Origin of the sequence: Pseudomonas lactucae (genome assembly GCF_036688725.1) — a bacterium.
Taxonomy (GTDB): Bacteria; Pseudomonadota; Gammaproteobacteria; order Pseudomonadales; family Pseudomonadaceae; genus Aquipseudomonas; species Aquipseudomonas lactucae.
The window spans coordinates 192059-218108 of the sequence record NZ_JAQQPT010000002.1 but is presented as its reverse complement, the minus strand read 5'-3'; the positions used below and the strand labels follow the sequence as shown (position 1 = coordinate 218108).

Sequence of the window (26050 nt, the reverse complement as noted above, 5' to 3'; positions counted from 1 at the left end):
CTGATTGCCAAGAGGGCCGTCATGACAGGCCGCTATGAAATTTCATCTGAGCGTTGGGCGATGATCGAAGCCATCGTTTCTCCTCCTCAACACATGGGGCGGCCAAGGCGCGATGACCGCCAGATGCTTAACGGAATCTTCTGGATTTTGTGCTCTGGTGCCAAATGGCGAGATCTTCCAGAGCGCTTTGGGCCTTGGAAGACCGTTTACCAGCGTTTCCGACAATGGCGTGACAACGGCACTTTTGAGCAGGTTCTGCGCCATTTACACCTTCGTTTGTGCGAAGATGGCTTTATCGATCTGAATACCTGGATGGTCGATTCGACATCGATTCGAGCTACCCGAGCGGCCAGCGGTGCTGGAAAAAAAGGGGCCCGCAAGAACCGCAACACCACTGCCTAGGCCGTAGCCGAGGCGGATTGACCACCAAAATACATCTCGCCTGCGACAGCCATGGCTTCCCCCTGGCTGTCATGTTGTCGCCCGGTCAAGAAGCCGACTCGCGCTATTTCATGCCGCTACTGGAACAGATCAGCCTGCCAGGCAGCAAGGGTCGTCCGCGTAAGCGTTGCCGATGTGTACTGGCGGACAAGGGCTATGACAGCCAGATACTGCGTCAGTACTGTGACCGCTACGGCATGCAGCCGATCATTCCCTTGCGCAAGATGCATCGCAAGCCTCGACCAGGCCTGCCTCGACTGTTCGACAGGCCACAATATAAAAAGCGCAACGTGATCGAACGGCTGTTCAGTTGGTTCAAAGAAAAACGTCGGCTCTGTACGCGATACGAAAAACTGGCGAGCAGCTTCAAAGCCATGGTTACACTGGCCTGTATCGAGAAATGCTTGCGGGCTGACTTTTCAGACAAACCCTAGGTCGCAGACGGCAAGGGAAACAGAGGCTAGAATTCCGGACACATCGGACGTTTCGTTCCGCAATCCAAGGCGTAAGGAACTCAAGGAGAGAGCGTGGACAACCTCAGCTGAATCTCGGTTTTCGTCCAGGTCGCCGAAACGCGCAGTTTTGTCGCGGCCGGACGGCTATTGGGCGTGTCGTCATCGGCGATCGGCAAAAGCGTCGCGCGCCTGGAGCAGCGCCTGGGCGTCAGGCTGTTTCATCGCAGCACCCGCAGCATCAACCTGACGGCGGAGGGCATGCTTTTCCTGAACCGCTGCCAGCGCGTGCTCAATGAACTGGAAGCGGCAGAGCTGGAGCTGTCGAGCACCAGCAGCGAACCGCGCGGTAAGCTGCGCGTGAGCCTGCCCTTGGCCGGGCAGTTCCTGTTCACATTGTTGTCCAGCTTTGCCAAGCGATACCCGGACATTCATCTGGAATTGGATTTTAGCGATCGCTTGGTAGATGTCGTGGAGGAGGGCTTCGATGCGGTGGTCAGGACCGGTGAATTGAATGACTCTCGCCTGGTGGCGCGGCGATTGGGTGCTTTTCGTTTCCTGCTGGTGGGCGCCCCGGCCTATTTCCAGGCCCAGGGTACGCCGGTGGACGCCAGCGACTTGAGCAACCATGACTGCCTGTTATACCGGGTGCCTTTCACTACTGAGGAACAGAATCATGAGCAACGAAGTGATCGATCAGAACCCAAACTCCGCACCCTCCTTGAGCCTTCGAGGCAAAAAGGTCGTAGTCGTAGGGGGCAAAACCGGGATGGGCCTCGGCATTGCTCAGGCGGCCTATGCGGCCGGCGCATCGGTAACGGTCGCCAGTCGCCGTATTACATCCCGGCAGGAACGTCCGGATCTCGCCAATTTCGAACAGATTAGCCTGGACATACGAAACGAAGCCGATGTGCGCGAGGCTTTCAATCGGATTGGCGCCTTCGACCATCTTGCGATCACGGCCGCTCCTGATTTCGGGACCTGGGGAGCTTTTATGGATTCCGATATGCAAGGGGTACGCAGTTACTTCGAAGGCAAGTTCCTCGGCAGTTGGGCCTGCGCTCGGTATGCCGTGCCACACCTAAGGGCTGGCGGCACGATCACCTTCCTTACCGGGGGCTCGGCGGTTCGGCCAAAACTCGGCTTCACCGCACCGACGTCTGCTTTTATCGCAGTGGAAGCACTGGCAGGTTCACTTGCGCTGGAGCTCGCGCCAATTCGGGTGAATACGATTCGTCCGGGTTTTGTGGACACAGATATGTGGAGCGTGTTGCCCGCGGATCAACGTGAAAGCTTGCGTGCGAAAGTTCGCCAGAATTTTCCAGCGAGACACGCAGGTACGGCGGCCGATATTGCGCATGCGGCGTTGTTCTTAATGACCAATCCTTATATGACCGGCGCCGTGATTGAAGTATCGGGTGGGGAGAATTTGGTGCCCAGTGTGATATGAAACCACGTCGGTCTGATTTCGGCCGACGACAAACTGCCAACACGCAAACAGCCGACGGCCCTGAAACTTAGCAGATGCTAATAGCGCGTCGGCTGACAATGCTCTAGCCGGTGTCATCCCTTGGTCAGATCAACCAACGGCGTCTGCCGCACCTCAGTCTCCCGCCCAGCCTGAATCTCGCTCACCTGCTTCAAGGCCTTGTCCACAGCCGCCTTATCCGCCAGCAAGCTGTAGCTGATGCGGAACTGCTTGTGTTCCTTCGGTCCGATTGTTGGTACCAGGTTCAGTGGCCGCTGATAACGGCGGTTGTAGGAAAAACTTGTCCCCGGCTCCAGCCCCGTCACATAGCCCTGGCCTTGGGTATCGGTGTTTTTCCACAGGGAAAACACGGGCAGTGTCTGAGTATTGAAGCCGACTGAAACGCCCAGGCTGCCGGCCTTGTTATGCAACACGGTCAACGTATCGCCCTGGGTATCGGCATAGGGCACCACGTTGTACACCGTTTCGTCGTAGTCCTTGGTCGGAGCGCGATAGGTTTGCCAGTCGGGCAGATCTTCCTTGGCCTTCTCGTTGAACGGCGACACCTGTTTCACCGGCGCGACGAAACGAGCGCCCTGCTCCAGGAACGGGGTGCTGAAGTTACTGTGATACAGCGCCTGATATTCCTTCGGATAGTCGCCGTTGTTGGTCAGGGTGTCGTTGAGGGCGAACACGACGCTGCCAGGTTCGGTAACCAGTTCGGTAGCGACGGAGAAGTCGACCTTCTTGAACGCCTGCTCTTTCAGTTCACCGCGCAGGGTGATGGCGTACGGTGGTTTTTCATCGATATGCAGGGTGACTTTGTTCGCGGGAATGTTGGCGGCCCGACCGTGCAGGGTCAGCAGTTCGCCGTTGTCGATGCCGGGATGGCCGACCCATTCGTATCCGCAGCGAGTGACCAGCTCGTTGAAACCTTCCAACCAGCCCAGACCACCGCGGCCATTGAGTTCGATGAAGGACGGGTTGACCACTTCCTTGACCGGCGAATCCCAGCCCATGCGCACGTCGCCAACCGAGGCCTGCAAGACGTTCATTCCGCGAGTCGGCACTACCGAGAGTTTCATCGTACCGTTATCGATGTCGACGATGCTGACGCCCTCCTGCCGACCGCCGTGCAAGGTGCGCAGGCTGACGCTGAAGGGTTTGTCGGTTTTTATGCCGAGTTGCTGGCTGGTGATCTGCCAGTTCTGCGCGGCTTTGTCGGTGTCGAGCAGAACGTAATCCCAGGCCATGGCGTGGGAGGCAGCGGACAGTGCGCTGAGGGCAACAAAGAGTTTGAGCGGGGTCATGGCAGCAGCCTTTCTTGGAGTTGTGCCATTTTTATAAACCTGATGAAACGTTTCAGCAAGCTTAAAAAGGCATCCACCGCCTTGCTGGTCTCTGTTGTCTCGTTCGTCATTCGCCGTTGTTGAGAGGCATCGCACAAAAGCGCTGGGCCCAACGATGCGCTTCACGAAATTGATGGACCGTCGAATAATCGCTTCGACTGGCGAGTGCTTCAACGGCGGTTTTACGCAAGTCGCTGCCTTTATCCACGATCCAGACACCCGGTTCACGGTCGCGCAGGGCCATTTCACCGAAACGGGTGGAGATGACGGGCAAGCCGAGGGCGCGATACTCATAGAATTTGATCGGATCCACCGAGGCGGTCAGGCGGTTGAGCTTGAAAGGGATCAAGCCTACCGAAAACGTCGCCATGGCCGCGATTGCGTCGGCATGGGAGCAATCGGGAAGCAGCTCGATGTTGTCAGGCAATACGCATGAGGTCGGCGTGAAGAGAGGGCCGATCAGCCGGATCCGATTGGCGGGATTGGCGCGCGCCAGCGCGATGACCAGGTCCCAGTCGAACCAACGACCCAGCGTGCCGACGTAGCCGAGTACCTGTTGTTTGGCGCCCAGGTCCAGGCTTTCGATCGGCGCCAGTGCTTGCATGTCACAGGCATTGAGGGCCAGTTGTACTGGGTCGGTCATGCTCAGGAGTTTGTCGCGAAGTGGGGTGGAGGAGGCCATGACGTTGGAGATCCGTCGAATGAGTTGAGCCTGCCGGCGCTCCATGGCCCGGCGTGACAGGCCCTGATAGAACGCCGGAAAATCATCCATCGCATCGTAGACGGCGTGGCTTCTAGGGAGCCGCGCCAACAGTTGCAGGGCCAGTTCGGAAGGTTTTCCGACACACAGCATGCAGGGCCCTTGCGCACAAAATGCCGCGGCTTCTTTGAACAGGTTGCGCCACAGTTGCGTGAGCAGCAGTGCCGAGCCTGGAAGGGGCTCGATGGGTAAGCTGCGCGGCTTGCGCACGTGCAACCAGGGTGGAGGGGCAGCACTTTGTTCATGGGCGACGGGCGGCGTGCGCGTGAAATCGCTCAGTGTGGGTAAGCGTGTCGGATACGGATCGATCCACAGCACCGGCTCGCCGGTCTGGTGGTGATACCAATTGACGAAGTGATGGGGGCGCTGGCTGAAGCTGGCCCAAGGCACCGCGGACAGGTAAATCATGCGCATGGCTGCAAGTACCGGCGTAAAACGTTGATGACGCAAAGTACCGTGTGGGTCATGCCTTTTGATGTCCTATCAGTGTCGCAAGTGAGCGGGCTATCCGGTCCGCGTTGGCCATGAGGGTCAGCGTGTGGGATTTCTCGGTGAGGCGGGGCAGGCAGGCGCCGTCGACAATATGCACGCCGCGAAGGCCTGCGACTTCGCCAAGGCTGTCGGTCTGCCCGATCCTGGGCGCAGCATGCATGGGCAAAGTGCCCGCATAGTGGATATCCGCGCCCGGCCTGCCGACGGTGAAGCTCATGGGCATCAGCAGCGCGCCCATCTTCCAGTAGATCCGGCGCAGCTTTGTCTCGGCGGTTTTCATCAGCTCAGGTAACTCGGGATGCGTGTGGCCGTTGATCTTCAACGAACCGTCGTGGCGCAAGATCGCCGTGTTGTTGGACAGGTGGCCGGGAAGGAAGATGTTCCCGACGACGCACGCGTTGAGCAGGTTCTTCAGCAGTTCGATGCTGTAGCGTTTGCTCAGCGGAATTCGGCTGACGAATTCGGTCATCGGCAAACCCGTGGTACTGAATGTTGAACCGAAGGCGGTGGCGCTGGGCGTCAATGCCAAGGCGAATGACAGCTGGCCCAGGCCGAATGCCGGTACCCTGGGCGTTCCGAGCATTTTCGGCAGCCACAGCAGGAAGGCTGCCGTCGGCGATGACAGCAGCGGTACCGGGGCCGAGTGCTTCAGTTGCTTGAGGGCGAGCCGGGTCGAGGCGAGGGTGCCCGCCGCCAACAGCAGGCGGGTACCGCAGAAGCGCTGTGCGGAGCGAGGGTGGCTGATTGTCCATGAGCCGTCCTGTTGCTGCAGGTCCTCCACCAGAAAATCCTGGACATGCCGGAAGCCGGGGTATTGCTTGAGCTTCTGCAGCTCTTGCGATGCGCTGTACAGGGCCTGATTGTGACACCCCCACAAGCAGTTTCCAGACAGGTCGCAGGCCTTGCGCTCGTTCATGGGCTGGCTCAACACGGCTACCCTGGAGCGACCCAGGCGAAACCCCAGGTCGGGAAACGCCGAGCGGCGCCGGGCGTAGCGATCAAGCAGGTGCTGATGCAGCGAGTCCAGTGGCAGGGGCGGTTGAGACCACGCATCTAGTCCGAAGTAGTTTGAGAGATCGTCGTCGAGTCGGCCGCTGATACCGATCCGGCGAGCGACCGTTTCGTAGGACCTCTGCATATGCGAATAATCGATGGGCAGCCCGGCGAAGTCGCTGGCTTCCAGCGTTGCCACACCGCAGCCCCAGGCATTGGACAGACCGCCGGTGGCCAGTGAACCGATGCCGATAAAATTGTCGGTGTCGATGCGATTGCCGGCGCTGAAGCCCTCGAAGACATGCGCGTGGGCCGGCGTCTTGAGCTTGGGCGAGACGGCGTCCAATCGGTTCAGCGCATGGAACTGTTCGCCGATCATCCATTTCCACTGATGTTCGTCGTTGGCCCTGGCGCTGAGAAAGGGCCCCGGCGGTAACGTCGCGCACGCTGTTTCGGTCTGGGCATCGACCATCAGGACGTTGAGGCCCGCCTTGACCAGCGGATAGGCGGCCGACGTGCCGGCCGGGCCACTGCCGATAATGATCACATCGAATTCAGGCTTCATGGCGGGCCTCACTCCCAGACAACAGCCGCCGGGCCAAGGGGCGGCAGGCCAGCGCCGCTAGCGTCCACACCAGCGCTTTGAGCGAGGTGAGCCCCAGCGCGATCAGTGCGGTGACCACGCTGCGCGGTGGCGGGTTGCCCAAGAACACCTTGGCGCCCTGGGGGCTGGCTTCGGCGATCGCGAGTGCAACCTGCAGGCGCCAGGCCAGCGCCTGGCCGTCGGGCGTATGCAGCACGCCGGGGTTGTCCAGTAGCGCCAGCAGTATCGGCCAGTCCTTTAGCCAGCGTGAGTGAAGGATGGCGCCGCTGCTGCCGGCCTGTTCCAGTGCGCGGGCGTAGCGGCTGACCAGGCTTCGTTGCGGCGGGCGTTTGAGCAGGTAGCTCAAAAGTATCGTGGCTTCCTGGAGCAGTGCTCGACGTTGTCCGCGACCGGATCGATGCATGCCGTGGGCAAGGGGGCGCAAGCGGATACCGAGTTTTTGCAGCGAACCTTCGCTGTCCATAGGCGGCAGTTGAAGCAGGGAGAAAATTCGCTCCAGGCCCGATTTCGTGCTCAAGGAAGAACCCAATGACACCCGCAATAGCCGCAGCAATGGCACCGGCAGCGGGACGGGCAGGCGCATGGCACGCACCCGGTGCACGGCAATCGCCCCCAGGAAGCGGTCAACGGCAATCGGCTCGATGGCGCCCAGGCAGAGGACTTCGCCACCCAGGTCGTCGTGCTCGACAACGGCCAGTATCGAGGCCGCGAGGTCGTCGACATGGATAGGTTGCACACCAGGCGCCGGCATGAGGACTGGTATGAACGGGCTTCGCCGAACCAGCCCTGACAACAGGCCAAAGAGCCCGCGTTCGGGGCCACCGTAGACTTGGCCGGGACGGATGACGATGCCCCCGGCGGCCAGTACGTGCTGTTCGATGCGCCATTTGGTCCGGCCATACACGCCAGGGGCCGTGGCTTGGGCGGTTTGACTGGAGATGAAAACGAACCTGGCGCCGCCTTGTCGGGCAGCACGGATCAGCGCCTGGGCCGCCTGTATTTCGTTTTCCGCGCCGGTGTGAGCGCCCGTTGATGTGTCGGCCGCCAGATGGATAAACGCCTGAGTGTCGGCTGGCCACTCGGGGGCCGGCCCCCCCAGATCATAAGGCAGCCAGGCATAGGCCGCGGGACACGGTTGGCGCGTGGCGCATATGACCTCGTGGCCGTTTGCCGCAGCGAGGGCTGACAAGCGTTGTCCGATGTAGCCTGTCGCGCCGGTAATCAATAGCTTCATCGTCATGTGCCTTTGGCGCGGTCAGCGGGAACAGGCCGGGGCGTATCGGAATGAAACACGAACAGTTTGCTGATCCAGTAGGTCAGGGCCACGCAGATCACATCGCTGATAAGTTTCACCGGAGCAGGGCTATTGATGAAATACAGCCCCAGGCTGAACAGCGCCGAAGCCACCGGAATATTGAGGGCGAGCAATGAGAAATAGCGCACGGCTTGCGCCTTGCCGCTGGCGTGGGTCGACTGGAACGTGAAGTGGCGATGCAAAAAGAACGCGAACACACCGGCGACCATTTTGCCCGTGATGTTGGCCAGGACGGGGTGATCCTGAGAGAGCGTCATCAATAGCAAAAAGGTCCCCATGTCCAACGCATAGGCCATGAGTTGGATGGTGCCATACCGGACAAAGGTCAAGACCGCCTCCTGATCACCACGATGTGATGCAGCGCCATTAGCCGTCTCACCGGATACAGGAGTTTTTCAACGACTTTGAGCACCGGGATCAGTGCGTCAGGCAGCAACTGGCGAAAGTTCAGGCCGCCCGAAATCAAGTAGCGCAGGTAATTGCCGCAGATTTCCTGGTGGACGATTTCCAGGCCCGGATGCTTGCGCTCGAACGCCTGCCTGTCGCGAACGAACACGATGTAGCTCAGCGCCTGGTTGGCACCGTTCATGGGGCCGGTCGAAGGGGTTTCCCAAGAGGGGAAGTGCTTGTCGAACCCTTCGGACCTGAACAGGCGCTTATACAGAAAGGCGGCAAAGGGGCCGTGAAAAGGCTCGATCAAAATGGCGCCGCCGCCGATCTTCAGTGTTCTTTCCAGTTCCGTGAAAAACCGCTCGGGGTGAGGGAAATGGTGAAAACAGTTCTGGCCATAAAAAGCCCTCACCGACTGATCGTCCAGGCGCATCGCCTCGGCGTCGAGCGCCATGTCCAGGGTCTCGGTCGCGACGATGTCCGTAGCCAAGACCTCAGGGTACGAATTGCGCATGGGCGCGATGCCCGCCCCGAGCTCCACTTCAAGACCCTGGACCTTGAAATAGCGGTCGGCCAAGCGATGAAACCCATGGTGGAATTCGACGAACACGTCCCGCAGCATCCGTTTGCGCTCAAGCACCTTGCCGTGAAGTTCGAGGCGCGCGTAACCATCGACATCCAAGGTCTTGAGCGATGGGTCCGATAAAAAATCTCTCAGCGCTTTAATGAGTGTTCTTCCCGCAATGAGGGGGCTTTGCCCCGCTTGTAATGGCGTGGCCTGCTGGGCACCGAGGCGATGTCATAGCCGAGGAACGCCATGATCAACTGCAAGCCCATGAGCATGGGCAACGCGCTGAGCATCACGGTTCCGGCCGGCGTCGCGATACCGTGCTGTGCTGATTCGTACCAGTGATAACTGCCAAAGAGGATGCCGAACACGAACATCACCATTCCGAGCGGCAATTCGATCGAAGCCAGGGACATGTCGCGCAGGTAGTAGTTGTAGAGCACGCGCTTGGTGAAATTGCGCACATGCTTGAACAGGAACTCGCCGACGATTTTCGAAACGTTGAGATGACTGACTTCGTCGCCGTAGCGGGCCTCCATCGGAATATCCACCACCACCGCGCGCAGTGTATTCAGGCGGAACAGGATGTCGGTTTCGAAGAAGTAGCGCTGGCTGAGTTTGTCCAGGGGCAAGAGCCTGGCGACGTCACGGTGAATCGCCGTGTAGCCGTTGGTGGGATCGAACAGGTCCCAGTAACCCGTCGACAGTTTGGCCATCAGCGACAATACCGCGTTGCCGAACAGACGCAGCCGCGGCATCGACTGGACCTCTTCCAGGTCAAAAAAACGATTGCCCTTGGTGTAGTCGGCTTCGCCCGCCAGGATCGGGTCGATGAACAACGGGATCAGGGTCGGGTCCATCTGGCCGTCGCCGTCGACTTTGACGATGATGCTCGCGCCTTCGGCGAGGGCGGCGCGATAGCCGGTCATGACCGCGCCGCCCACGCCTTTGTTGACGTCATGGGGCAGCACTCGGACCCGAGGGTCGTTGCAGGACGCCAGGACATGTTTGCCTGAGCCGTCCGGGCAGGCATCGTCAATGACATAGATGCGCCAGACCCGCGGCCCTATGGCTTCTATGACATCCATGATGTGCGCGGTGACCCGATAGCTGGGAATGACCACGGCGACGCGTTGTTCATCCGTGAAAAGCGCTGTTTTCGAGTTCATCGATATCGCCCGTTATTGCCTGAAGGAAAGTGACTTGAACGCCACCGGCGTGTCGGTATGCCCCGATGCATAAATGATTGCGGACGTGGCATTGGCAGGGGCAACGACGTTCATCTCATGGGTCTCCCATTGCGTGGTGCAGTCAAACGTTTCGATGCGGGTGGAAATGAAGTCACCGCGGTCGTCCATCCAATTGGCCTGGATTCTTCCGGTGGTGGCGGTTGTCGCGCAGCGCGCGGACACGCTGTTGATGTAGGTCATTCCCGGCGTCACGGCGACGCGCTGTGTTGCCGGCGTGTTGACGTTGACGGTGAGGATGTTGCGTGACGCGTCATAGGTTGTCGGTGACGTCAGGCTCCAGCCCTCGAGGCTGGATAAATCCGGGTTGAGCAGGTGTTCGTGGTGCGTAACGTCGAGTTTTCGCAGGTCCAGGTCACCCAGCCTGGCGTACGAAGTGGACACCGCAAGCAGCCGCTCGAGTGGCGCCTGGGGCAGGGCCTTGAGGTCGATCACCAGCCAGCTCACCCGGCGCTGGCGCAGGCGCTGGGCAAGCTGCGCGGGAGAGGTCGCTGTGTCGAATTCGCCTTTCCACTTCAGGTTGTACCAGGAGGCGTAAAGGGCATCGCCGCGCAAACCGGCCATCAAGGGCGGCGCAAAAACCGCCACGGGCTGATCGCCGTTATTCAAGGCGTTGACGGTGTCGACCATGTTTCGGATAGGCAATCGCTGCGCCAGATAGGCATCCCGACCGACCTGGCTAAACAGTGCCGAGGGTTTGATGTCGCCATAGTAAGTCGCCGCCTGAATGAAGCGGGTATTGGCCAGGATCAACACGCTGGCGGCCACGATGGCGAGGCTGCGCGGAAAGATCCGGGTGTCGGAAAAGGGTAGGGCCAGGATCACTGAGAAGAGCGCGAAGGAAGGGAACACATAACGCAGATAGGCCGTGGAGTGGAACGTCAGGAACAATGCGCCGGCGCCGACCAGCAGTATGCACAGGGCTTTTTTATTGCCGCTCAACAGCACGGCGACGGCCGCCGTGGGCAGTAACAGCCATTGAAAGCCTGCCGCACCGATGCGGCCTTCAATGAACTGAGGCGAATTGAAGACCATGCGGTAGAGCGTGTCCCAGCTCATGCCTGTACCGAACGTGGCCGGCGGTTTGAAATCCAGGCTTGGCCAGAGCGGCGAATGGAAAATCGCATTGAAAAACGGGAACACGGGATTACCGGTCAAATACCAGGCCGAGACGTAAGGGGTAGCGCCGGCCAGTATCAGGCCGGCACTGCCCAGCAGGAGCGTCTTGGCCAGCCCCTGGATGGCCCAGGCTTTGTAGTGCAGCAAGAGCACCACCAGCAGCACCGGCAGGACGCTCAGCGTCACAGCCTTGGTCGCCATGGCGAAGCCCAGCAGGATGCCGGCCAGAACCCATTGCGAGAGGCGCTCCCCTGGGTCCGGCGTGAAGCGTGAGACCTTCAGGATCGCCAGTGTCCCGGCCATCATGAACGCGGTCCATGCCGACTCTATGTGCAAGCTGCTGCTTTCAGCGAAGGCAAGGGGCGTCGACAGAAAGATCAGGCTGGCCAGGCGAGCACTGGTGGCAGAGCCTGCGGCCCAGAGCGTCAGACTGCGGATCTGCCACGCCACCAGCAAGGTGAACGCGCTGTTGATCAGGCGCGCGGCTGTTTCGCCGTCCAGCATATAGACATTGCTGTAGATCCAGTCGGCCAGCATGGGCATGACCGCCCACACGTAGGTGTTCGCATCGAACGACCATTGATGCCGCTGTGCCAAGTGTGACGGGACGAAGAGGTGCATGGCCAACGCGTCATGCCCGACCTCCGGCATGAAGGCGACCAGCACATACAGGCAGGCGAAACTGCAGATCAGTACGTCAAGCCCGGTCTGCAAAGGTGTTTGCGTGCCACGGTCGGCCTGCAGGTGCCCCAGCAGTTCACGCCCTATCGATACGACGTGTTTGCGCCCCAGCAAAAGTGGTAATGACAACAACGCGCCATACAGCCACGGGTAGTTGATCGGCACGTAGGCCGCCAGACCCGTCAGGGTGCCGAACGTACCTGCCCCCACCAGCAGGTGGACGCTCCGATCGGCCGATACGGTTTGCCGGAGCATGCACTTGCCGAGCACGGTCGCCGACAGTGCGAAGGTCGCCACGACAATCACCGGCCATGTCTGCGCACAGGCAATGGACACGCAGGCGAGCAAACCCAGGCAGAGCACGAACGGTGGTTTGCGGGTGAAAACGGTCAGGGCGGTCAGTGCCGCCAACGCCAGCACTATCGTGCGGGTGCTGCTGTTCATGGACGCCAGTTCAAGCGTCGCAAACCCGTACGTGCCAACCATCACACTCGCCAGTAAAACGGACAGCACTACTGCATATTTCAGGCTGTATCTGGGCAAAATATTGTCTCTGTTGTTCAGCACCTCAGTGCGATGCAAAGGCGGGCTTACACGTCTCGGTATGTGTGTGGGACCCAGGAGCCCCATTTGCTCTCGTAGATCGCGCGGTTTTTCTCGAAAAGCGCTTGTTTTTTCGCGGCTCCCAGGGTGTTGAACGAGGCAGACATGTGGTGGTGAACGAAGACGTCTTCGGCGCAGGCCGCGCGCATGCCACGACGTTGTACGCGACGGCAGTAATCGTCATCCTCAAAGAACCCCAGGCCATAGTCTTCGCACAGGCCACCGACTTTTTCGTAGGTCGAGCGCGGAAACATCACGCAGAAAAACGCCAGGGTATTGATTTCGAACCATTCGCCCATGCGGGCGCGGGTCATCTGCGCGGCTTCGGCGGGCATGTCGTCTATCCGCTCATACCGGGTGCTGACTTTGGCTTCATTGCCGATGTTGTTGGTGATCGGGCCGATGATGCCGATTTCCTTGTTATCGCGCAGGTGGCGAAGCAGGCCTTTGATCCAGCCGGCAGTAACGACCGTGTCGTTGTTCAGGACCACCAGATACTCGCCACTGGCCGCTGCGAGGCCCAGGTTGTTGCCGGCGGCAAACCCCTTGTTGTCCGCGTTGAGGATGACGATCCGGTCTGGATGCCCATCGGCCCAGGCAGTCAGAAAGGCGGGGGTCTGGTCGCTGGAATGGTTGTCGACGACAATGATTTCCAGGTTCGGGTAGTGGCTCTGAGTCAACAGGCTGTCGAGGCAGGCTTTGGTCAGTTCGAGATTGTTATAGGTCAACACCACAACGCTGACTTTAGGTTCGGGCAATGTCGCGATGGCCTTGCGCAGGCTAGTGGCCCGGTGCCGCCAGGTCTGGCCCCGGGCAAACGATTGACGCGCCTGCACCGTGGAGCGGGCCTCCGGGAGTGCTTTCAGGACATCGCGTAGGGTCGAGATGAACTCAGTCGGCTGTTCAACCGCCCAGACCCGTTTGCCGAACTGGCTCAACTCCGGCAGCTTCACCGACACCACCGGTTTTCCCGCGCTCAGGTATTCATAGACCTTGACCGGGTTGGTGGCGAGGGTCAGCGGCATGACCTTGAACGGCAGCAGGCAAACGTCCATGGCGTGCAGGTAGTAGGGCAGGGAGGCATACGGGACCTCACCCTCCAGGACCACATTCGGGCAGGCCTTGAAGTGTTTTTTGGCCTGTACGATATCGCTGCCGATCAACAGGATCAGGTGCTGCGGGAAGGCTTGGGCGACTCGCTTGACCAGGTCCAGGTCGAACCATTCGGCAATGACACCGTAGTAACCGATGATCTTTCTGTTGGCGGGATCTCGGTAGAGCTTGTCGGGGCGCTGACTGAAGAAGCTGAACTCACAGGCGTTGCGGATCACTTCCACATTGCGATTTTCCCGCTTGCCGTGTTGTTCGATCCAGTCGGATGTCGCCACCAGCAGATCGGCCCTGCGCATCAGGGCGATTTCAAGGTCGAGTAATTCCTGGGCAACGTTGCCGAAGCCTTCGTGGTGATCCATGCAGTCATAGACCAGTGTCGAGTTGGGGACACGCCTGGCCAGCGGAAACCAGTAGGCGTGCTGCACAATGCAGTCCACGGGACCAACGTTCGCCCATTGCAGCAGCATGGCCAGGCCTTCGCACAATTGACGAATCGCGGTCGCTGAAGGAGGTGCGTGATAGATGGCCGGTGCGCCGCTCACCTTGAAACGGATCTGGAACAGCCGGTTGGAACCTTCCAGCGCCTCGACTTCGAAGCCGGGGGCATCATCGTCGATAAAATGGTTCGAAATATAGAGCGTGGTCTGCCCCGCCCGGGCCAATTCCTTGGCCAGGTTCTGCGGGCGCTGGATGCGGAAATGCCAGTCAATCACACCGAACATCAGGATCATGGACTGCCCTGGGCAAGGCGGCACTTCAAGGTGTGCGTGGGGTGGCACGTAATGCTGCGCAGTGAGGGCGGCCGGCGCCGAAGGCTCGCCCGGCGTTACCTTGGCGGGTTTGAACCAGCCTCGAAGGCGACGCGCCAACGTGCGTTTCTGCTGTGCGGGGAAGGGCAGCCAGCCGTAGACCCGGCGCGACCATTTATACAGCTGCTTGCGTATCGAATAACGCAGCGGTGCGCGTTCGATGGCGCTGCCCCAATCAGAAAGCTTGACCAGCTCGGCCTGCTTCGTCGCCAGTTGAGCGCGCAGGTCCACCGCCCAATCGGAAAGCGCGACCGCTTCGCTTTCTTTGGTCTGGAGCAAGGCTTCTGCGTCCTTGAGGCGTTGCCGGGTCTCGCGCAGTTGTTCGAGCAGCCGCGCGTTCTCCGTCTCCTGGACGGCCACGCGGGTGTGAAGCGGCTTGGACTCACGGTTCAACTGTTCGATAAGCCGGTCCCGCTTCTCGATTTCCTTGACCAGTTGCATCGCTTCAATGGATCTGGAGTGGGTGGAGCGCGTCAGTCGGTCAATGCAATCAACAAGACGGTTGATCTGGTCCATGCGGTTTTTTTCGTCCTTGATTCAATACGGTCAACCCACGCTCGATTTTTCAGGATCGCTGTGGGCTTAAAACTACAAACCGTGCGCGGCTTTCAGCAGCGCCAGGTACCAGCATAGACGCTTATGGACGGCGCGCCACCAACGCACTCATATGACATCGGCAAAGCCTTTGCGTGTCTTCTGGAACCAGGCGAAACCGGCGCAGGCAATCAGCACGGACACGGCCGAATAAGCCGCCAGGTGTTCCCAGTGCGGTGGCCGGCCCCAGTACAGAACCTCGCGGACCATTTCCACCGGCAGCGTCAGGGGATTGGCCTGCAAGGCCACCTGATAGCCGGGTGGCAGGGTCGAGAGCGGATAGAAAATCGGCGAGAGAAACAACATTGCTGTGACGATAATGCCGACGAACTGGCCAATATCACGCAGGTAAACGCTGATCGCGGCGAGAAACCAGGAGATCCCCAGCGTCATCAGCACCAATGGAAAAAGCACCACTGGCAGGAGCAGCGCGGTCAACGGCGGGGTTCCGAACAGCACGATATAGAAAACCAGCCAGGCCAGGACGCTGACAGCCATGTGAAACAGCGCCGCGCCGAGGGACACCAGGGACAGGGTTTCCAGCGGAAACACAATTTTTTTGACGTAGTTGGCATTGGCCAGCACCAGGCCCGGTGCACGGTTGATGCATTCGGAAAACAGGTTGAATACCAGCAGGCCGGCGAACAGCACCAGGGCAAACTCGCTTCTGGATTCACCACCGCCAGCCCAGCGGGCCTTGAACACCACACTGAACACGAAGGTGTAGACCACCAGCATGAACACCGGCGTGAAGAACGACCACAGGATGCCGAGCACCGAACCTTTGTAGCGACTGATGATTTCCCTGTGGATCAACACGTGGATCAATACTCGATTGATCAGGACACTGTTGATCATGGCGGCAGGGGACAGGCGGAACGGCTGCATGGGTCTTGATCCTTAAGACGATATCGGAGGCTACTTGAATCGCATCGCATTGGAGACTAGGCCAAGTTTGGATTCGCTCGAAGTTTTTTATCCAATCTGTGCTTAACTCATCCGCAGCAGCCAGCGAAGGACTGATTCAACAGTGTCGCAATAATGGTCGAGATTCATGGAAGGGCTTTGCCGATGTCGTTTGAAGTGGCCATCAGCGCCAAAAACCTGAGCAAGTGTTATCAGATTTACGAAGCGCCCAAAGACCGCCTGTTGCAGATGCTGGCATGCGGCAGGAAGCAGTTCTACCGTGAGTTCTGGGCCCTGGACGATGTTTCCCTGACCATCGCAAAGGGGGAAACCGTCGGTATCATTGGCCGTAATGGCTGTGGTAAATCCACCTTGTTGCAACTGATCTGCGGCACCTTGATGCCGACCCGGGGCAGTGTCCAGGGGCATGGCCGGATTGCCGCGTTGCTTGAGTTGGGATCGGGCTTCAACCCGGAGTTCACCGGACGGGAAAACGTCTACGTGAATGCGGCGGTGCTGGGCTTGAGCCGCGCTGAAATCGACGCGCGTTTCGATGACATCATCGCCTTCGCCAACATCGGCGACTTTATCGACCAGCCCACCAAGATCTATTCCAGCGGCATGCTGGTACGGTTGGCGTTCGCCGTTTCGGTGTGTGTCGAGCCCGAGATCCTGATCGTCGATGAGGCGCTTTCTGTCGGCGATGCCTCCTTTCAATTCAAATGCCTGAACCGGCTGGAAGAGCTGGCCGCCAAAGGCACGACCCTGCTGTTCGTGTCCCATGACATGAGCATGGTCAAGCGTTTCTGCCACCGGGTCATCTATCTGCGCGCGGGGCGGGTCGTTGCCAGTGGCGCGCCCGATGAAATGGCCGAGCTGCACTTGCTCGACATGCGTGACGAGCAACGTCGCTGGGCCAGTGGCGGGGCCGTACCGGTTACGCGCAAGTCGTTCATGGGCGCTCAGGAGGGGATTGCCTTTGGGACCGAAGAGGGACACATCAGCAGCGCCTGCTTCACCAACACCGGGCAACTGAGCTCCAGTTACCTGTATGGCGACGACATCGAGATTCGCGTCGAGGCGTTGCTGCATGAATCGATCACCCAGCCCAACATCAGCTTTACCGTTCAGGAGGCCAGACTGCTGGTGATCGGCGGCGGTAACTTTGCGCTGCAACCAGGCTCCGTCGAAGACGGCTGGCGGCGTACGGCGATCACCGTGCGCTTCCCGGCCAAACTCGCGCAGGGGCGCTATCACGTCACGCTCAAACTGTTGCACGGAGCCACGGAAGACACTTCGCAGTTGATCGAGAAACAGGTCGCGCTCCTGGCGTTCGACATGTTGCCGAACAACCAGAATTTTCTGGGCATGGTTGACCTGGGGTTGCAGCGGGTTGAGTCGCTTGCCGCGACGTGCGGGCCTCAAGGCGAGAAGGCGTTGCCTGAGCAGCTGGGCGAGCGCACTTGGCAGGTCGCTATATTTGGCACGTTTGACGTCGAAAACTACGGCGATCTGCTGTTTCCAATCATCGCCGAGGCGGAGCTTTCCCGACGCTTGGGTTCAGTCAACCTGCAGCGGTTTTCCTATCATGGGAAAACCCGGCCCGAGTGGCCCTATGCGGTCACGTCGCTGACGCAATTGCCGCAGGTAGCGGCCAGCCTCGATGGGGTTTTGATCGGCGGTGGTTTTCTGGTCCGATTCGATAAAGTCGTTGCCCATGGCTATGGTCCGCCAACCGCGGATATCCATCATCCCACCGGCTATTGGCTGACCCCTGCGCTGATTGCGCTGCAACACGGGGTACCCGTCATGTGGAACGCTCCCGGAATGCATTGCAACGGTATTCCCGACTGGGCTCGGCCGTTATTGACCATGGCCCTCGAGCAAAGCCCGTATGTGCGGGTACGTGATGCATTGTCGCGCGATACCCTCGGCGCGCTTACCCGGCAGGCCGAGATCGAGGTGCTGCCCGATACCGCATTCGGTTTGCCCCGCCTGATCGATGAACAGCAGCCCTCCGCAGAATTCATTCGCCTGCGCGAGCACGCCGGGCTGACCGGGCCCTATATCGTGATTCACGCCATTCACGTGGTCGAACCCTTTGTAAGACTGTTCGAAGAGCATCCTGAGGCGTTCCAGGACTATCGGTTCCTGGTGGTGCCGATCGGCCCGGTGCTGGGCGACGATCCTTCGGTCATCGCCGCACGCCTGCCGGGGGCCATCACCTTGTCGTTCTGGCCGGAACCTTTGCTCATGGCTGAAATACTCAGCCAGGCACAGGCAGTGATCGGGCATAGCTACCACCTGGCGATCACCGCCCTGGCCTTTGGCGTCCCGGTGTTTTGCTCGGCGGACCTGACCACCGGCAAGTACACGGCACTGGCCGGGTTCGACTCGCTGCACGCGCTGCCGGACGTGGCGACGGTCGATCCTCACTGGTTTCTCTCGCGGGTGGGCAAGACCCGTCCATCGCCTGCGGCCTGTGCGGCGGCGGATCAGTTGGTCGAGCATTGGGATCGGGTCGCGGCGATCATCCGCCAGGGTAAAACCTCGTCTGCGCCGGCGTTAGGGGCGTTTCTACAACATTTGCCCACTCTGCTCGAAGCCGCCGCCGAGGGCCGTGACTCAGCGACCACCGAGTGTCCGGCAAGCGCCGTTGCGCTACCGCCCGAGGTTGTGGAGCCCGCGCAGAACCTGGCGGCATTGGAGGCGCTTGCCCAGCAGCAACGGATTATCCAGCTCGATCAACAACTGGCCCTCAGCGACGCCAGGATGCTGGCGATGCAGAACTCCCATTCATTCCGAATGACCGCACCACTGCGTTCCATCGCCCGTGGTATCAGAAACCTGACAGCGAACAAGAACCGACCATGCTAGATCTCTCTCGACTCACGCCTGCGGCGCTCAAGACTCATCCCTTCTCCTGGGCTCAAATCGACAAGCTGTATTCGGTCGAGGATGGCGCTGCGTTGGCGGCGTCTTTTCCTCACGATCACTTCAAGACAGTGAGCGGTTATGGCGGCGAGAAAAACTATGACTACGAGGCGCGTGGCCTGGTGGGCATGGGCGCCGGTACCATCGTTTTCCCCGAAGCGCTCAGCGAGGCGTGGCAGAGGCTGGCGCAGGATCTGAGCTCGGCCGACTATCGAGAGGCCATGTCGCAGCTGAGCGGGATCGATCTGCGCGATGTGCCGATGGAGGTCAACGTGTTTCATTACGGCCCCGGCGCGAGCCTGGGCGCCCATCCGGACCTGCCCGACAAGCTGGTCACGCATATCCTGTATTTCAACGAGTCCTGGGACCGCAACGACGGCGGCTGCCTGAACATTCTGCAGCGCAACGACCCCAGTGCCGTGGTGGCCGAGATCGAGCCCCTGGTGGGTAATTCAGCGATCCTGGTGCGCTCGGATAATTCCTGGCACGCCGTCACACCGGTGGTGAATGGCTGTCATTGTTCACGCCGCAGCCTCACTGCAACGTTCTACCGACCGGGGTCCGTCAGCTCCCTGTGGCCGCCGGGTGACAGCACTGAGCTGCATGGGTACCCCCTTGCTTAAGCTCGACAACAGCTTGATCGACCGCGACGCCGCCTTGGCCCAGAGAGATGCGGCCATTCATGAGCGCGACAGCGCGCAGGCAAAAGTCGACTTCCTGCAAAACACCCGTTCGTGGCGTTTCACTCGGCCACTGCGCACGCTGTTCCGATGGTGGCGCTATGGTTTTTCCGCAGCGCCGGAATTTCCCGAGCGTGCGGTTGCAATGGTCTACCCGGCAGCGCCGCAGCTGTTGCCGAACGTTGAGGTGGATGCTGATTTCACCACGATAGGGCGCCTGGATATTCTCTGCTTCGCCAACATCGATTGGGCCGCGCGTTTCCAGCGCCCGCAACAGTTGATGAGTCAGTTTGCGAACCAGGGTTATCGGGTGTTTTATATCGTCCCCTCCAGCGTGCCGGAACCGGGGCAGCTCTATCACATGACCGCGGTGGCACCCAATGTCTTTGAAGTGGCGCTGCAGCGCGATGTTCAAGAAGCGTATTACGAAAAAATAGTGACGCCCGAGAATCATCAGGCCTTGTTGCGTGCGATGGCTGCCTTGGTCGCCGATATGCAGATAAAAACCGCCCTCTCGGTGGTGCATATCGCTTACTGGAGCCCCGTTGCACTCAGCCTTCGAGCCACGCATGGCTGGCGCATTCAGTACGATTGCATGGATGACTGGGATGGTTTTCCGAACATCGGCGAACAACTGCTGAGTGAGGAGAAGACCCTGATTGCCCAGGCCGACCTGGTGACCGTTTCCGCCGCACTGCTTTACCAGAAGTGGTGCGCACATAACCCGCGTTGCCTGCTGGTGCGAAACGCGGTGGATTTCGCTTTTTTCCGGCAGCACTGTTTTGCCAACGATGTGTTGAGCGGGCTGGTCGGCCCGGTGATCGGCTATTACGGTGCGCTGGCGCAATGGCTGGATTATCCCCTGCTGGCGGCGTTGGCGGACCGGCGGCCGGAATGGAATTTCATCCTGGTGGGGGACGTTTTCGTCGATGACCTCGCGGGCCTTGAGCACAAGCCCAATGTGCAGTTGCCGGGCCGCAAGCCTTACGCGCAGATGCCGCTTTACCTGGATCATTTCGATGCGTGCCTGATTCCCTTCAGGCTCTACAACGTGACGCATGCGGTCGACCCGGTGAAATTCTACGAATACATCAGCGCAGGCAAGCCGGTGATCTCCACGCCGCTGGCAGAGATGAGCCTCTATAAAGACCTGCTGTACTTTGCAACCGGGGTCGATGAGTTCATCGAGCAGATCGAGCGGGCTCTGGCCGAGCGCGACCTGGCCCTGCACAAGCGACGCGTGGAGCTTGCCAGGGCCAATGATTGGAAAGATCGGTTCAATAGCCTGCAACAGGCTATCGTCGGGCTGTACGAAAAGGTCTCCATCGTGCTCGTGACCTATAACAATCTCAATCTGACCATTCAATGCGTCAACAGCATTCTGCGCAATACCACCTGGCCCCATTACCAGCTCATTGTTGTCGACAATGCTTCGGATGACGGTACGGCTGAGTACCTTGAACGATTGCGTCAGGCAGTGCCGACGACCCGCGTCATCCTCAACTCGGACAACCGAGGTTTCGCTGCGGCCAACAACCAGGGCCTGCGGGAAGCCGATGGCGACGTCCTGCTGTTGCTCAATAACGACACGGTCGTCCCTGGCGGCTGGCTGGACCCGCTGGTCGGGCATTTGCGCGATCCGAGCATTGGTCTGGTCGGGCCGGTCACGAATGCGGTAGGCAACGAAGCGAAAGTCGAGGTTTCCTACACCGACATTCAACAGATGCAAGCGTTTGCCGATCACTACACAGCGGCACGCCGGGGACACTCGTTCGATATCCCGATGCTCGCGATGTTTTGTGTCGCCTTTCGCCGAAACATCCTCGACGAGGTGGGGTACCTGGATGAAACGTTCGGCATCGGCATGTTCGAAGACGACGACTACAGCCGTCGCGTGCAAACGGCCGGCTACCGGACGGTGTGCGCCGAAGACGCGTTTATCCATCACTACGGGCAGGCCTCGTTCAGAAAATTGATCGCCAGCGGCGAATATCAGGCCCTCTGGGACAAAAACCAGGCGTACTTCGAAAGCAAATGGGGGGCGTGGCAAGCCCATGTCCATCGGAATGAGGCGGGCGCGGTAAAGAAGGGAGAGGGTTAGGTCGCGCAGGCGCTGGCGTTTCAGCGCCCAGGCAAGTCTTCATGCGCCAGCTGAAACGTTCTCGGCGCAAAGCCCAGCCGGTCGCCAGCATCCGAATGATCGAACACCAGGTCCTGATTCATCCGCGCCACCAGCGCGCTTGAAAGATGCCGGTAGCGCGGCAGGCTCCGCAAGATCGAAACGCCGACGCTCAAGGTCTTGGCGGGCACCGGCAGTATTCTCTGTGGACGCCCCATGGCCTGGAATATTCGTTTCACCATCGTGTGATAAGGCAACACCTCTCCTCCCGAGAGGGTGTAACCGCCACTGGGCAGGTCAGGTGCGCTCATCGCGCGCAGGCACGCCTGGATCACGTCATGCCCATGCACCGGTTGGCGCAATCCGGTTGCGCCACCGATCAGCGGGAAAAATCCGAAGCGTTGAATGAAGCGTGCTATCTGCGAGATGTTCTGGTCGCGGCCAAAGCCATAGATCAATGTTGGTCGCAGGATCACCCATTCGATCTGGCGTTGCGCCGCCCACTGTTCGATCGCCTCTTCTGCGTCTATCAATCGTTGCGCCAGGGCCCGTTCTCGCGCGTCGGGTGATGCTTGCTTGGCGAAACGGCTTGTGGAAGACAGCACCACAACGCGTTTGACAGAGGTGCCGGCCAAGCGCTCCAGATAGGCGGGCAACACCCAGATAGGCGCAAATGACACAAAAGTGTCCAGCGCCAGTCCGTGCCAATCGTCGGATTGACGCCAGTTGACGCCGGGGCAGGGCACCTTGGGCAGCGCTCGGCTGAAGGCGCTCGTCGAGTGCCCGATGGAGGCCAGCAATGGCAGGGTGCGCTCGCCCAGGAAGCTGGAAGCGCCGAAAATTCCTATGCGCAATCCAGGTCTCTCATTTTGGGGACCATGCATTTTTCAGGCGGCTCGTCGCGTGGCGAAGGACCACCAGGCAGAATCGAAACCAGACCCCAACCACCACACTGAACCAGAGGACAGCCGGATATTTGCTGCGGAAAAACTTGCGATAGAAACGCAGGAACCCCCGGTGCTTGTGCCATTCGACGAAGTACGGACGATGCTGACTGCAGCCACCGAATACATGCATCACCTGGGCATCCGGCACGAACAGTACACGCCAGCCGGCCTGATGGAAGCGCATGCACCAGTCCAGGTCTTCGCAATGAAGGAAATACTCTTCGTCCCAAAATCCGACGCTCTCGATCGCTTCGCGCTTGACCAGCATACAGGCCCCGGAAATGGCTTCGACGACAATGGGCGCGGTGGGTAGTGGCTCCTTATGCAATAAAAAATCGGACCACACCGAATGGGAAAGTTTCGACAGCCGCGAAAGCCCGAAAGCCCGCATGAACGCGCGCCTGGGCGTCGGGAATACTCGGCGCCCGCCAGGTTGCTCGCTCCCGTCCTGATTGGACAGGAACCCCCCGACCATGCCGATCCGCGGTGCGCTGTGCAATGCCAACAGCAAACGGTCTATCGCGTCTGCGGCCACTACGGTGTCCGGGTTCAAGAAAAACAAATTGGGGGCCGTTGACAGACGGGCACCTTGATTGCACGCCACGGCGAAGCCCAGATTGGCGGTATTGCGCAGGACTCGAAGGGAATCACGGCCAGCGTGGGCTCGCTCCAGTCGCATCAAACTGTCATCGTGAGAGTCGTTGTCGACCACGATCACTGTGCAAGCACCGGCGGCAAACGCCGACGCTACGCACGCCAGCAACAGGTCACCGGCGTTGTAATTGACAATGATCACATCGCATTCGCCATGTCGAGACGATGTAACCGAATCCTCAAGAGTGAGCAGGTCCTCTGCTTCCAACTTTATTACTCCCTGTACAGACCTGGATGCGTACGGGGTCGCAACTGCTCAGGCCTTCATCCAAGATAGCAGGTCCGTGCTTTTGCACCAGTTCCTCAAGCGCGTGCCGGGCGGCGTCACGGCCTGGCTTTCAACCGGTCAGGGCATTCTCCTTGTCACTCCGTTGCAAACCGCTGCCTTTTGATACGGTACATATCGCCATCGGCATGGCTGAGCAGCGTATCGGCATCCGTTCCGTCGACCGGGTAAACAGCCACGCCGATACTGCAGGACGGCATTTTGAGCGCACCAAACTCGGCGTCCAACGGTTCGGCCATCACCGCGAGTATCTGCGCCACCTTGATGGCAACGGCATCCGGCGTCGGGCTATCGGCCAGCAGCACGGTGAATTCATCGCCGCCCATCCGCGCCACCAGCTCGTTCTTGCGCAGGCAGCGCTCCAGCCGTCGCGCGATCACACACAGCACACGATCGCCCACGGCATGCCCATGCACATCGTTGATAGCCTTGAAGTCGTTGATGTCCACAAACAATAACGCCAGGGGCTGGTTATGCGTCTGTGCGCTGTGCAGGGCGTGTTCCAGTCGATCGTTGAACAGCAACCGATTGGTGAGGGCCGTCAGCGGATCATGATGGGCGAGGAACCGTAACTCTTCCTCGGCCTGGGTGAGTGCTGTCACGTCCCGTGCCACACCGATCCGCGCGCCCACCTCCTGGGACCAGAAGGCGGCCCACAGGATATGCACGATACTGCCATCCTTGCGGATATAGCGGTTGCGAAAGTCGACATGGGCCTGGCCATTCATGACACGGACAATGGAGGCCCGGGTGCGTGCCAGGTCTTCAGGGTGCATATAACGGGTAATCAGGGTGCCTCTCAGCTCATCGGCCGAGTAACCGAGCAGTGCCTCACAGGCATCGCTGACAAACGCAATCTGGTTTTCACCGTCAACGACAAACACCGTATCCAGCATCAGGTGGATCAGTTTGGGGTACAGCGCTTGCAGGTCTACGGGCATGGGACATCCGGCCATCCGGTTCGTATCGGCTGATGATAGCCCGATCATCAGGGGCGGCGTTGAGCTATCCCGCACATTTTTGCTGCCTGCTTGCGCGCGCCCTCACTGATGGATTTCGGTCACCGACATGGTGAAAACCAATCGGGACCTGCCCGCATTCGCATAGCGGTGCGCAACGTCGGTTCTCGCCACCGCCGAACTGCCTGCGGGGATGATCAGCTCGGTTTCCCCGACCACGCATTTGAGCGTGCCTTTCTCCACATGGAACAACTCAAGGGTGCCTTGCGGGTGCCCTTGCGACGAAAAGGACTCGCCTGGAAACATTTCCCAGCGCCACAGTTCGATCATGTTCGGCCCCGAGGTACCCGCCAGCAGCCGCGCTGTCCCACCCAGCTCGCCGGTCCAGAGCGTCGGGATGTCCTGACTGGCGATCATATGGGCGGCCGGCACGTCCGTCACGTTGACGATATCGGCAACGGACAACCCCAGCGCCGCGGCGATTTTGCACAGGATGCCGATGCTTGGGTTGGCCGTGCATTTTTCAATTTCAACCACCATGCCTTTGCTTACGCCGGCACGCCGGGACAGCTCGTCCAAGGTGATGCTCTGCGCCTGTCGGGCCTGCTTGAGGGTGCGTGCGACGGCCAGGCTCACGGCTTGAGCATCGGCGCCGGGGGTGGTCGTTTTACCGGTCTTTTTGGTCATGGGGGAGGGGGCATGCGCTGAAGTTGGGGGGATTCTGGGTGCTTGTCGGCGCTGGCGTCAATCCGTGCGCCGGCTGGTGGGTATTGGTCGATATATTGACTTTTTTGGTCGGCACTAACTAGCATGAAATCACCTGTGGAACGCTGGAGACTCTAGATGCTGTCCGTATTGCCGTTAATTGACCAAGCCGTGGTGACACTGGCCCCGCAGTTCCGCGCGCTGAGCATTGTGGTGCAGGCGGCGCCGCTCACGCATCCAGGCGTTGCGCAAGAAGCCTTGGAGCGTGCTTGCCGATCAGTGCTGGCGGGCGGCCCAAGCTGGGGCGATGCGCATCTGGCCGCCTGGGCGGATACCTTCCGTGCCTTCGGCGCCAAACCGCAACGCACACCGTGTTCGGCGCAGGCATTGCGCAAGCGCGTGCTCAAGGACGGCCACTTGCCGAGCCTGGACCCGATTGTCGACCTCTACAACGCCATCAGCCTTGAGTACGCCATTCCCGTTGGCGGGGAAAACGCGCAAGCCTATATGGGGCCCCCACGGCTGGTGGTCGCAGAGGGCACAGAGCCTTTTGACACGATGAAAGAAGGTACCCCCGCCTACGAGTATCCGGACCCCGGCGAGGTGGTATGGCGTGATGAAAAAGGCGTGACGTGCCGTCGCTGGAACTGGCGGCAAGGCGCCAGGACTCGGCTGGACGCCGATGCCAGGCACATGTGGTTCATCCTCGAAAGTCTGCCGGCCATGCCGCTTGAGGCCTTGACCGAAGCCGGCGACAAGCTGATCGAAGGCTTGCAGAGGATGATGCCGGGTGTGCAGATCGAGAGTTCATTGATCGGCCCCGGGGCCTCCTGAACCCTCGTCACCGTAAGGCGTTACCCGC

Annotated in this window: 20 protein-coding genes and 2 pseudogenes; 8 read left to right on the top strand and 14 right to left on the bottom strand. The window is 59.9% G+C overall.

Annotated features, from left to right (window positions below; genetic code table 11):
* Positions 1 to 21 precede the first annotated feature (21 nt).
* The 3 genes and pseudogenes from V6M90_RS02780 to V6M90_RS02770 all read left to right on the top strand — a co-directional run bounded on the left by V6M90_RS02780 (position 22) and on the right by V6M90_RS02770 (position 2343).
* Positions 22 to 875, top strand: a protein-coding gene (locus tag V6M90_RS02780; protein ID WP_332846041.1) for an IS5 family transposase whose coding sequence is annotated in 2 segments (ribosomal slippage) — positions 22 to 370 and positions 370 to 875 — 855 coding nt in all. Because the reading frame shifts where the segments join, the coding sequence is not laid out codon by codon here.
* Positions 876 to 986: 111 nt separating this feature from the next.
* Positions 987 to 1553, top strand: a pseudogene (locus V6M90_RS02775) (LysR family transcriptional regulator); the annotation flags it as partial.
* A gap of 16 nt (positions 1554 to 1569) precedes the next feature.
* Entirely contained in the window at positions 1570 to 2343 is a 774-nt protein-coding gene (locus V6M90_RS02770) for an SDR family oxidoreductase (protein ID WP_003174441.1), read from the top strand.
* A gap of 113 nt (positions 2344 to 2456) precedes the next feature.
* Here the strand turns inward: V6M90_RS02770 and V6M90_RS02765 are convergent, their stop codons facing one another.
* The 10 genes from V6M90_RS02765 to V6M90_RS02720 form a co-directional block, all read right to left on the bottom strand.
* Positions 2457 to 3671 (bottom strand): aldose 1-epimerase family protein, encoded by a 1215-nt coding sequence (locus V6M90_RS02765; RefSeq protein ID WP_332846040.1) that lies wholly within the window; start codon positions 3669 to 3671, stop codon positions 2457 to 2459.
* Between the two features lie 106 nt (positions 3672 to 3777).
* Complete coding sequence (locus tag V6M90_RS02760) at positions 3778 to 4884, bottom strand: glycosyltransferase family protein (protein ID WP_042944856.1); 1107 nt, start codon at positions 4882 to 4884, stop codon at positions 3778 to 3780.
* A 49-nt stretch (positions 4885 to 4933) separates the two neighbouring features.
* Complete coding sequence (locus V6M90_RS02755; protein ID WP_332846039.1) at positions 4934 to 6520, bottom strand: FAD-dependent oxidoreductase; 1587 nt, start codon at positions 6518 to 6520, stop codon at positions 4934 to 4936.
* Positions 6510 to 7793: an NAD-dependent epimerase/dehydratase family protein gene (locus V6M90_RS02750; RefSeq protein ID WP_332846038.1), complete on the bottom strand. Its 1284-nt coding sequence runs from the start codon at positions 7791 to 7793 to the stop codon at positions 6510 to 6512. The genes V6M90_RS02755 and V6M90_RS02750 overlap by 11 nt, the downstream gene beginning before the upstream one ends.
* Before the next feature lie 2 nt (positions 7794 to 7795).
* A complete protein-coding gene (locus tag V6M90_RS02745) occupies positions 7796 to 8203 on the bottom strand; it encodes a GtrA family protein (protein ID WP_003174446.1) in 408 nt (135 codons plus the stop codon).
* Entirely contained in the window at positions 8200 to 8946 is a 747-nt protein-coding gene (locus V6M90_RS02740) for a class I SAM-dependent methyltransferase (protein WP_141064119.1), read from the bottom strand. Before V6M90_RS02740 ends, V6M90_RS02745 begins: the two co-directional genes overlap by 4 nt.
* Positions 8947 to 8978: 32 nt before the next feature.
* Positions 8979 to 10001 (bottom strand): glycosyltransferase family 2 protein, encoded by a 1023-nt coding sequence (locus tag V6M90_RS02735; RefSeq protein WP_332846037.1) that lies wholly within the window; start codon positions 9999 to 10001, stop codon positions 8979 to 8981.
* 12 nt (positions 10002 to 10013) lie between these two features.
* The gene (locus V6M90_RS02730; protein WP_332846036.1) at positions 10014 to 12365 is read right to left on the bottom strand and encodes a phospholipid carrier-dependent glycosyltransferase; all 2352 of its coding nucleotides are present in this window, start codon (positions 12363 to 12365) and stop codon (positions 10014 to 10016) included.
* Positions 12366 to 12469: 104 nt separating this feature from the next.
* Complete coding sequence (locus V6M90_RS02725; RefSeq protein ID WP_141064120.1) at positions 12470 to 14920, bottom strand: glycosyltransferase; 2451 nt, start codon at positions 14918 to 14920, stop codon at positions 12470 to 12472.
* A gap of 147 nt (positions 14921 to 15067) precedes the next feature.
* On the bottom strand, positions 15068 to 15886 hold the full coding sequence (locus tag V6M90_RS02720; RefSeq protein ID WP_003174451.1) for an ABC transporter permease: 819 nt from the start codon (positions 15884 to 15886) through the stop codon (positions 15068 to 15070).
* A gap of 183 nt (positions 15887 to 16069) precedes the next feature.
* Here V6M90_RS02720 and V6M90_RS02715 point away from each other — a divergent pair.
* From V6M90_RS02715 to V6M90_RS02700, 4 genes and pseudogenes are all read left to right on the top strand, one after another.
* Positions 16070 to 17299 (top strand): annotated as a pseudogene (locus V6M90_RS02715) (ABC transporter ATP-binding protein); the annotation flags it as partial.
* Positions 17273 to 18781: a polysaccharide pyruvyl transferase family protein gene (locus V6M90_RS02710; RefSeq protein ID WP_332846083.1), complete on the top strand. Its 1509-nt coding sequence runs from the start codon at positions 17273 to 17275 to the stop codon at positions 18779 to 18781. The pseudogene V6M90_RS02715 and the gene V6M90_RS02710, both read left to right, overlap by 27 nt.
* A complete protein-coding gene (locus V6M90_RS02705; RefSeq protein ID WP_141064123.1) occupies positions 18775 to 19461 on the top strand; it encodes a 2OG-Fe(II) oxygenase in 687 nt (228 codons plus the stop codon). The genes V6M90_RS02710 and V6M90_RS02705 overlap by 7 nt, the downstream gene beginning before the upstream one ends.
* On the top strand, positions 19454 to 21619 hold the full coding sequence (locus tag V6M90_RS02700; RefSeq protein WP_408637274.1) for a glycosyltransferase: 2166 nt from the start codon (positions 19454 to 19456) through the stop codon (positions 21617 to 21619). The genes V6M90_RS02705 and V6M90_RS02700 overlap by 8 nt, the downstream gene beginning before the upstream one ends.
* A 20-nt stretch (positions 21620 to 21639) precedes the next feature.
* Here V6M90_RS02700 and V6M90_RS02695 read toward each other — a convergent pair whose 3' ends face one another.
* The 4 genes from V6M90_RS02695 to V6M90_RS02680 all read right to left on the bottom strand — a co-directional run bounded on the left by V6M90_RS02695 (position 21640) and on the right by V6M90_RS02680 (position 25170).
* The gene (locus tag V6M90_RS02695) at positions 21640 to 22521 is read right to left on the bottom strand and encodes an NAD-dependent epimerase/dehydratase family protein (protein ID WP_332846034.1); all 882 of its coding nucleotides are present in this window, start codon (positions 22519 to 22521) and stop codon (positions 21640 to 21642) included.
* Positions 22502 to 23446, bottom strand: coding sequence for a glycosyltransferase family 2 protein (locus V6M90_RS02690; RefSeq protein ID WP_050784873.1), 945 nt, complete (start codon positions 23444 to 23446; stop codon positions 22502 to 22504). The genes V6M90_RS02695 and V6M90_RS02690 overlap by 20 nt, the downstream gene beginning before the upstream one ends.
* Positions 23447 to 23601: 155 nt before the next feature.
* The gene (locus tag V6M90_RS02685) at positions 23602 to 24465 is read right to left on the bottom strand and encodes a diguanylate cyclase domain-containing protein (RefSeq protein ID WP_042944867.1); all 864 of its coding nucleotides are present in this window, start codon (positions 24463 to 24465) and stop codon (positions 23602 to 23604) included.
* A 102-nt stretch (positions 24466 to 24567) separates the two neighbouring features.
* Positions 24568 to 25170 carry a helix-turn-helix domain-containing protein gene (locus V6M90_RS02680; RefSeq protein ID WP_003174459.1) on the bottom strand — a complete coding sequence of 201 codons (603 nt, stop codon included), beginning with the start codon at positions 25168 to 25170 and terminating at the stop codon, positions 24568 to 24570.
* Positions 25171 to 25326: 156 nt separating this feature from the next.
* Here V6M90_RS02680 and V6M90_RS02675 point away from each other — a divergent pair, with 156 nt between their 5' ends.
* Positions 25327 to 26022, top strand: a complete 696-nt coding sequence (locus V6M90_RS02675) for a B3/B4 domain-containing protein (protein ID WP_141064125.1) — start codon at positions 25327 to 25329, stop codon at positions 26020 to 26022.
* The last annotated feature ends 28 nt before the right edge of the window (positions 26023 to 26050 follow it).

Coding starts and splice junctions, on each gene's coding strand:
- V6M90_RS02710 (WP_332846083.1), top strand. CDS start 17,273: ATGGTTGACCTGGGGTTGCAGCGGGTTGAGTCGCTTGCCGCGACGTGC.
- V6M90_RS02720 (WP_003174451.1), bottom strand. CDS start 15,886: ATGCAGCCGTTCCGCCTGTCCCCTGCCGCCATGATCAACAGTGTCCTG.
- V6M90_RS02725 (WP_141064120.1), bottom strand. CDS start 14,920: ATGGACCAGATCAACCGTCTTGTTGATTGCATTGACCGACTGACGCGC.
- V6M90_RS02685 (WP_042944867.1), bottom strand. CDS start 24,465: ATGCCCGTAGACCTGCAAGCGCTGTACCCCAAACTGATCCACCTGATG.
- V6M90_RS02695 (WP_332846034.1), bottom strand. CDS start 22,521: ATGCATGGTCCCCAAAATGAGAGACCTGGATTGCGCATAGGAATTTTC.
- V6M90_RS02675 (WP_141064125.1), top strand. CDS start 25,327: ATGCTGTCCGTATTGCCGTTAATTGACCAAGCCGTGGTGACACTGGCC.
- V6M90_RS02680 (WP_003174459.1), bottom strand. CDS start 25,170: ATGACCAAAAAGACCGGTAAAACGACCACCCCCGGCGCCGATGCTCAA.
- V6M90_RS02705 (WP_141064123.1), top strand. CDS start 18,775: ATGCTAGATCTCTCTCGACTCACGCCTGCGGCGCTCAAGACTCATCCC.
- V6M90_RS02730 (WP_332846036.1), bottom strand. CDS start 12,365: ATGGTTGGCACGTACGGGTTTGCGACGCTTGAACTGGCGTCCATGAAC.
- V6M90_RS02760 (WP_042944856.1), bottom strand. CDS start 4,884: ATGCGCATGATTTACCTGTCCGCGGTGCCTTGGGCCAGCTTCAGCCAG.
- V6M90_RS02770 (WP_003174441.1), top strand. CDS start 1,570: ATGAGCAACGAAGTGATCGATCAGAACCCAAACTCCGCACCCTCCTTG.
- V6M90_RS02765 (WP_332846040.1), bottom strand. CDS start 3,671: ATGACCCCGCTCAAACTCTTTGTTGCCCTCAGCGCACTGTCCGCTGCC.
- V6M90_RS02735 (WP_332846037.1), bottom strand. CDS start 10,001: ATGAACTCGAAAACAGCGCTTTTCACGGATGAACAACGCGTCGCCGTG.
- V6M90_RS02750 (WP_332846038.1), bottom strand. CDS start 7,793: ATGAAGCTATTGATTACCGGCGCGACAGGCTACATCGGACAACGCTTG.
- V6M90_RS02755 (WP_332846039.1), bottom strand. CDS start 6,520: ATGAAGCCTGAATTCGATGTGATCATTATCGGCAGTGGCCCGGCCGGC.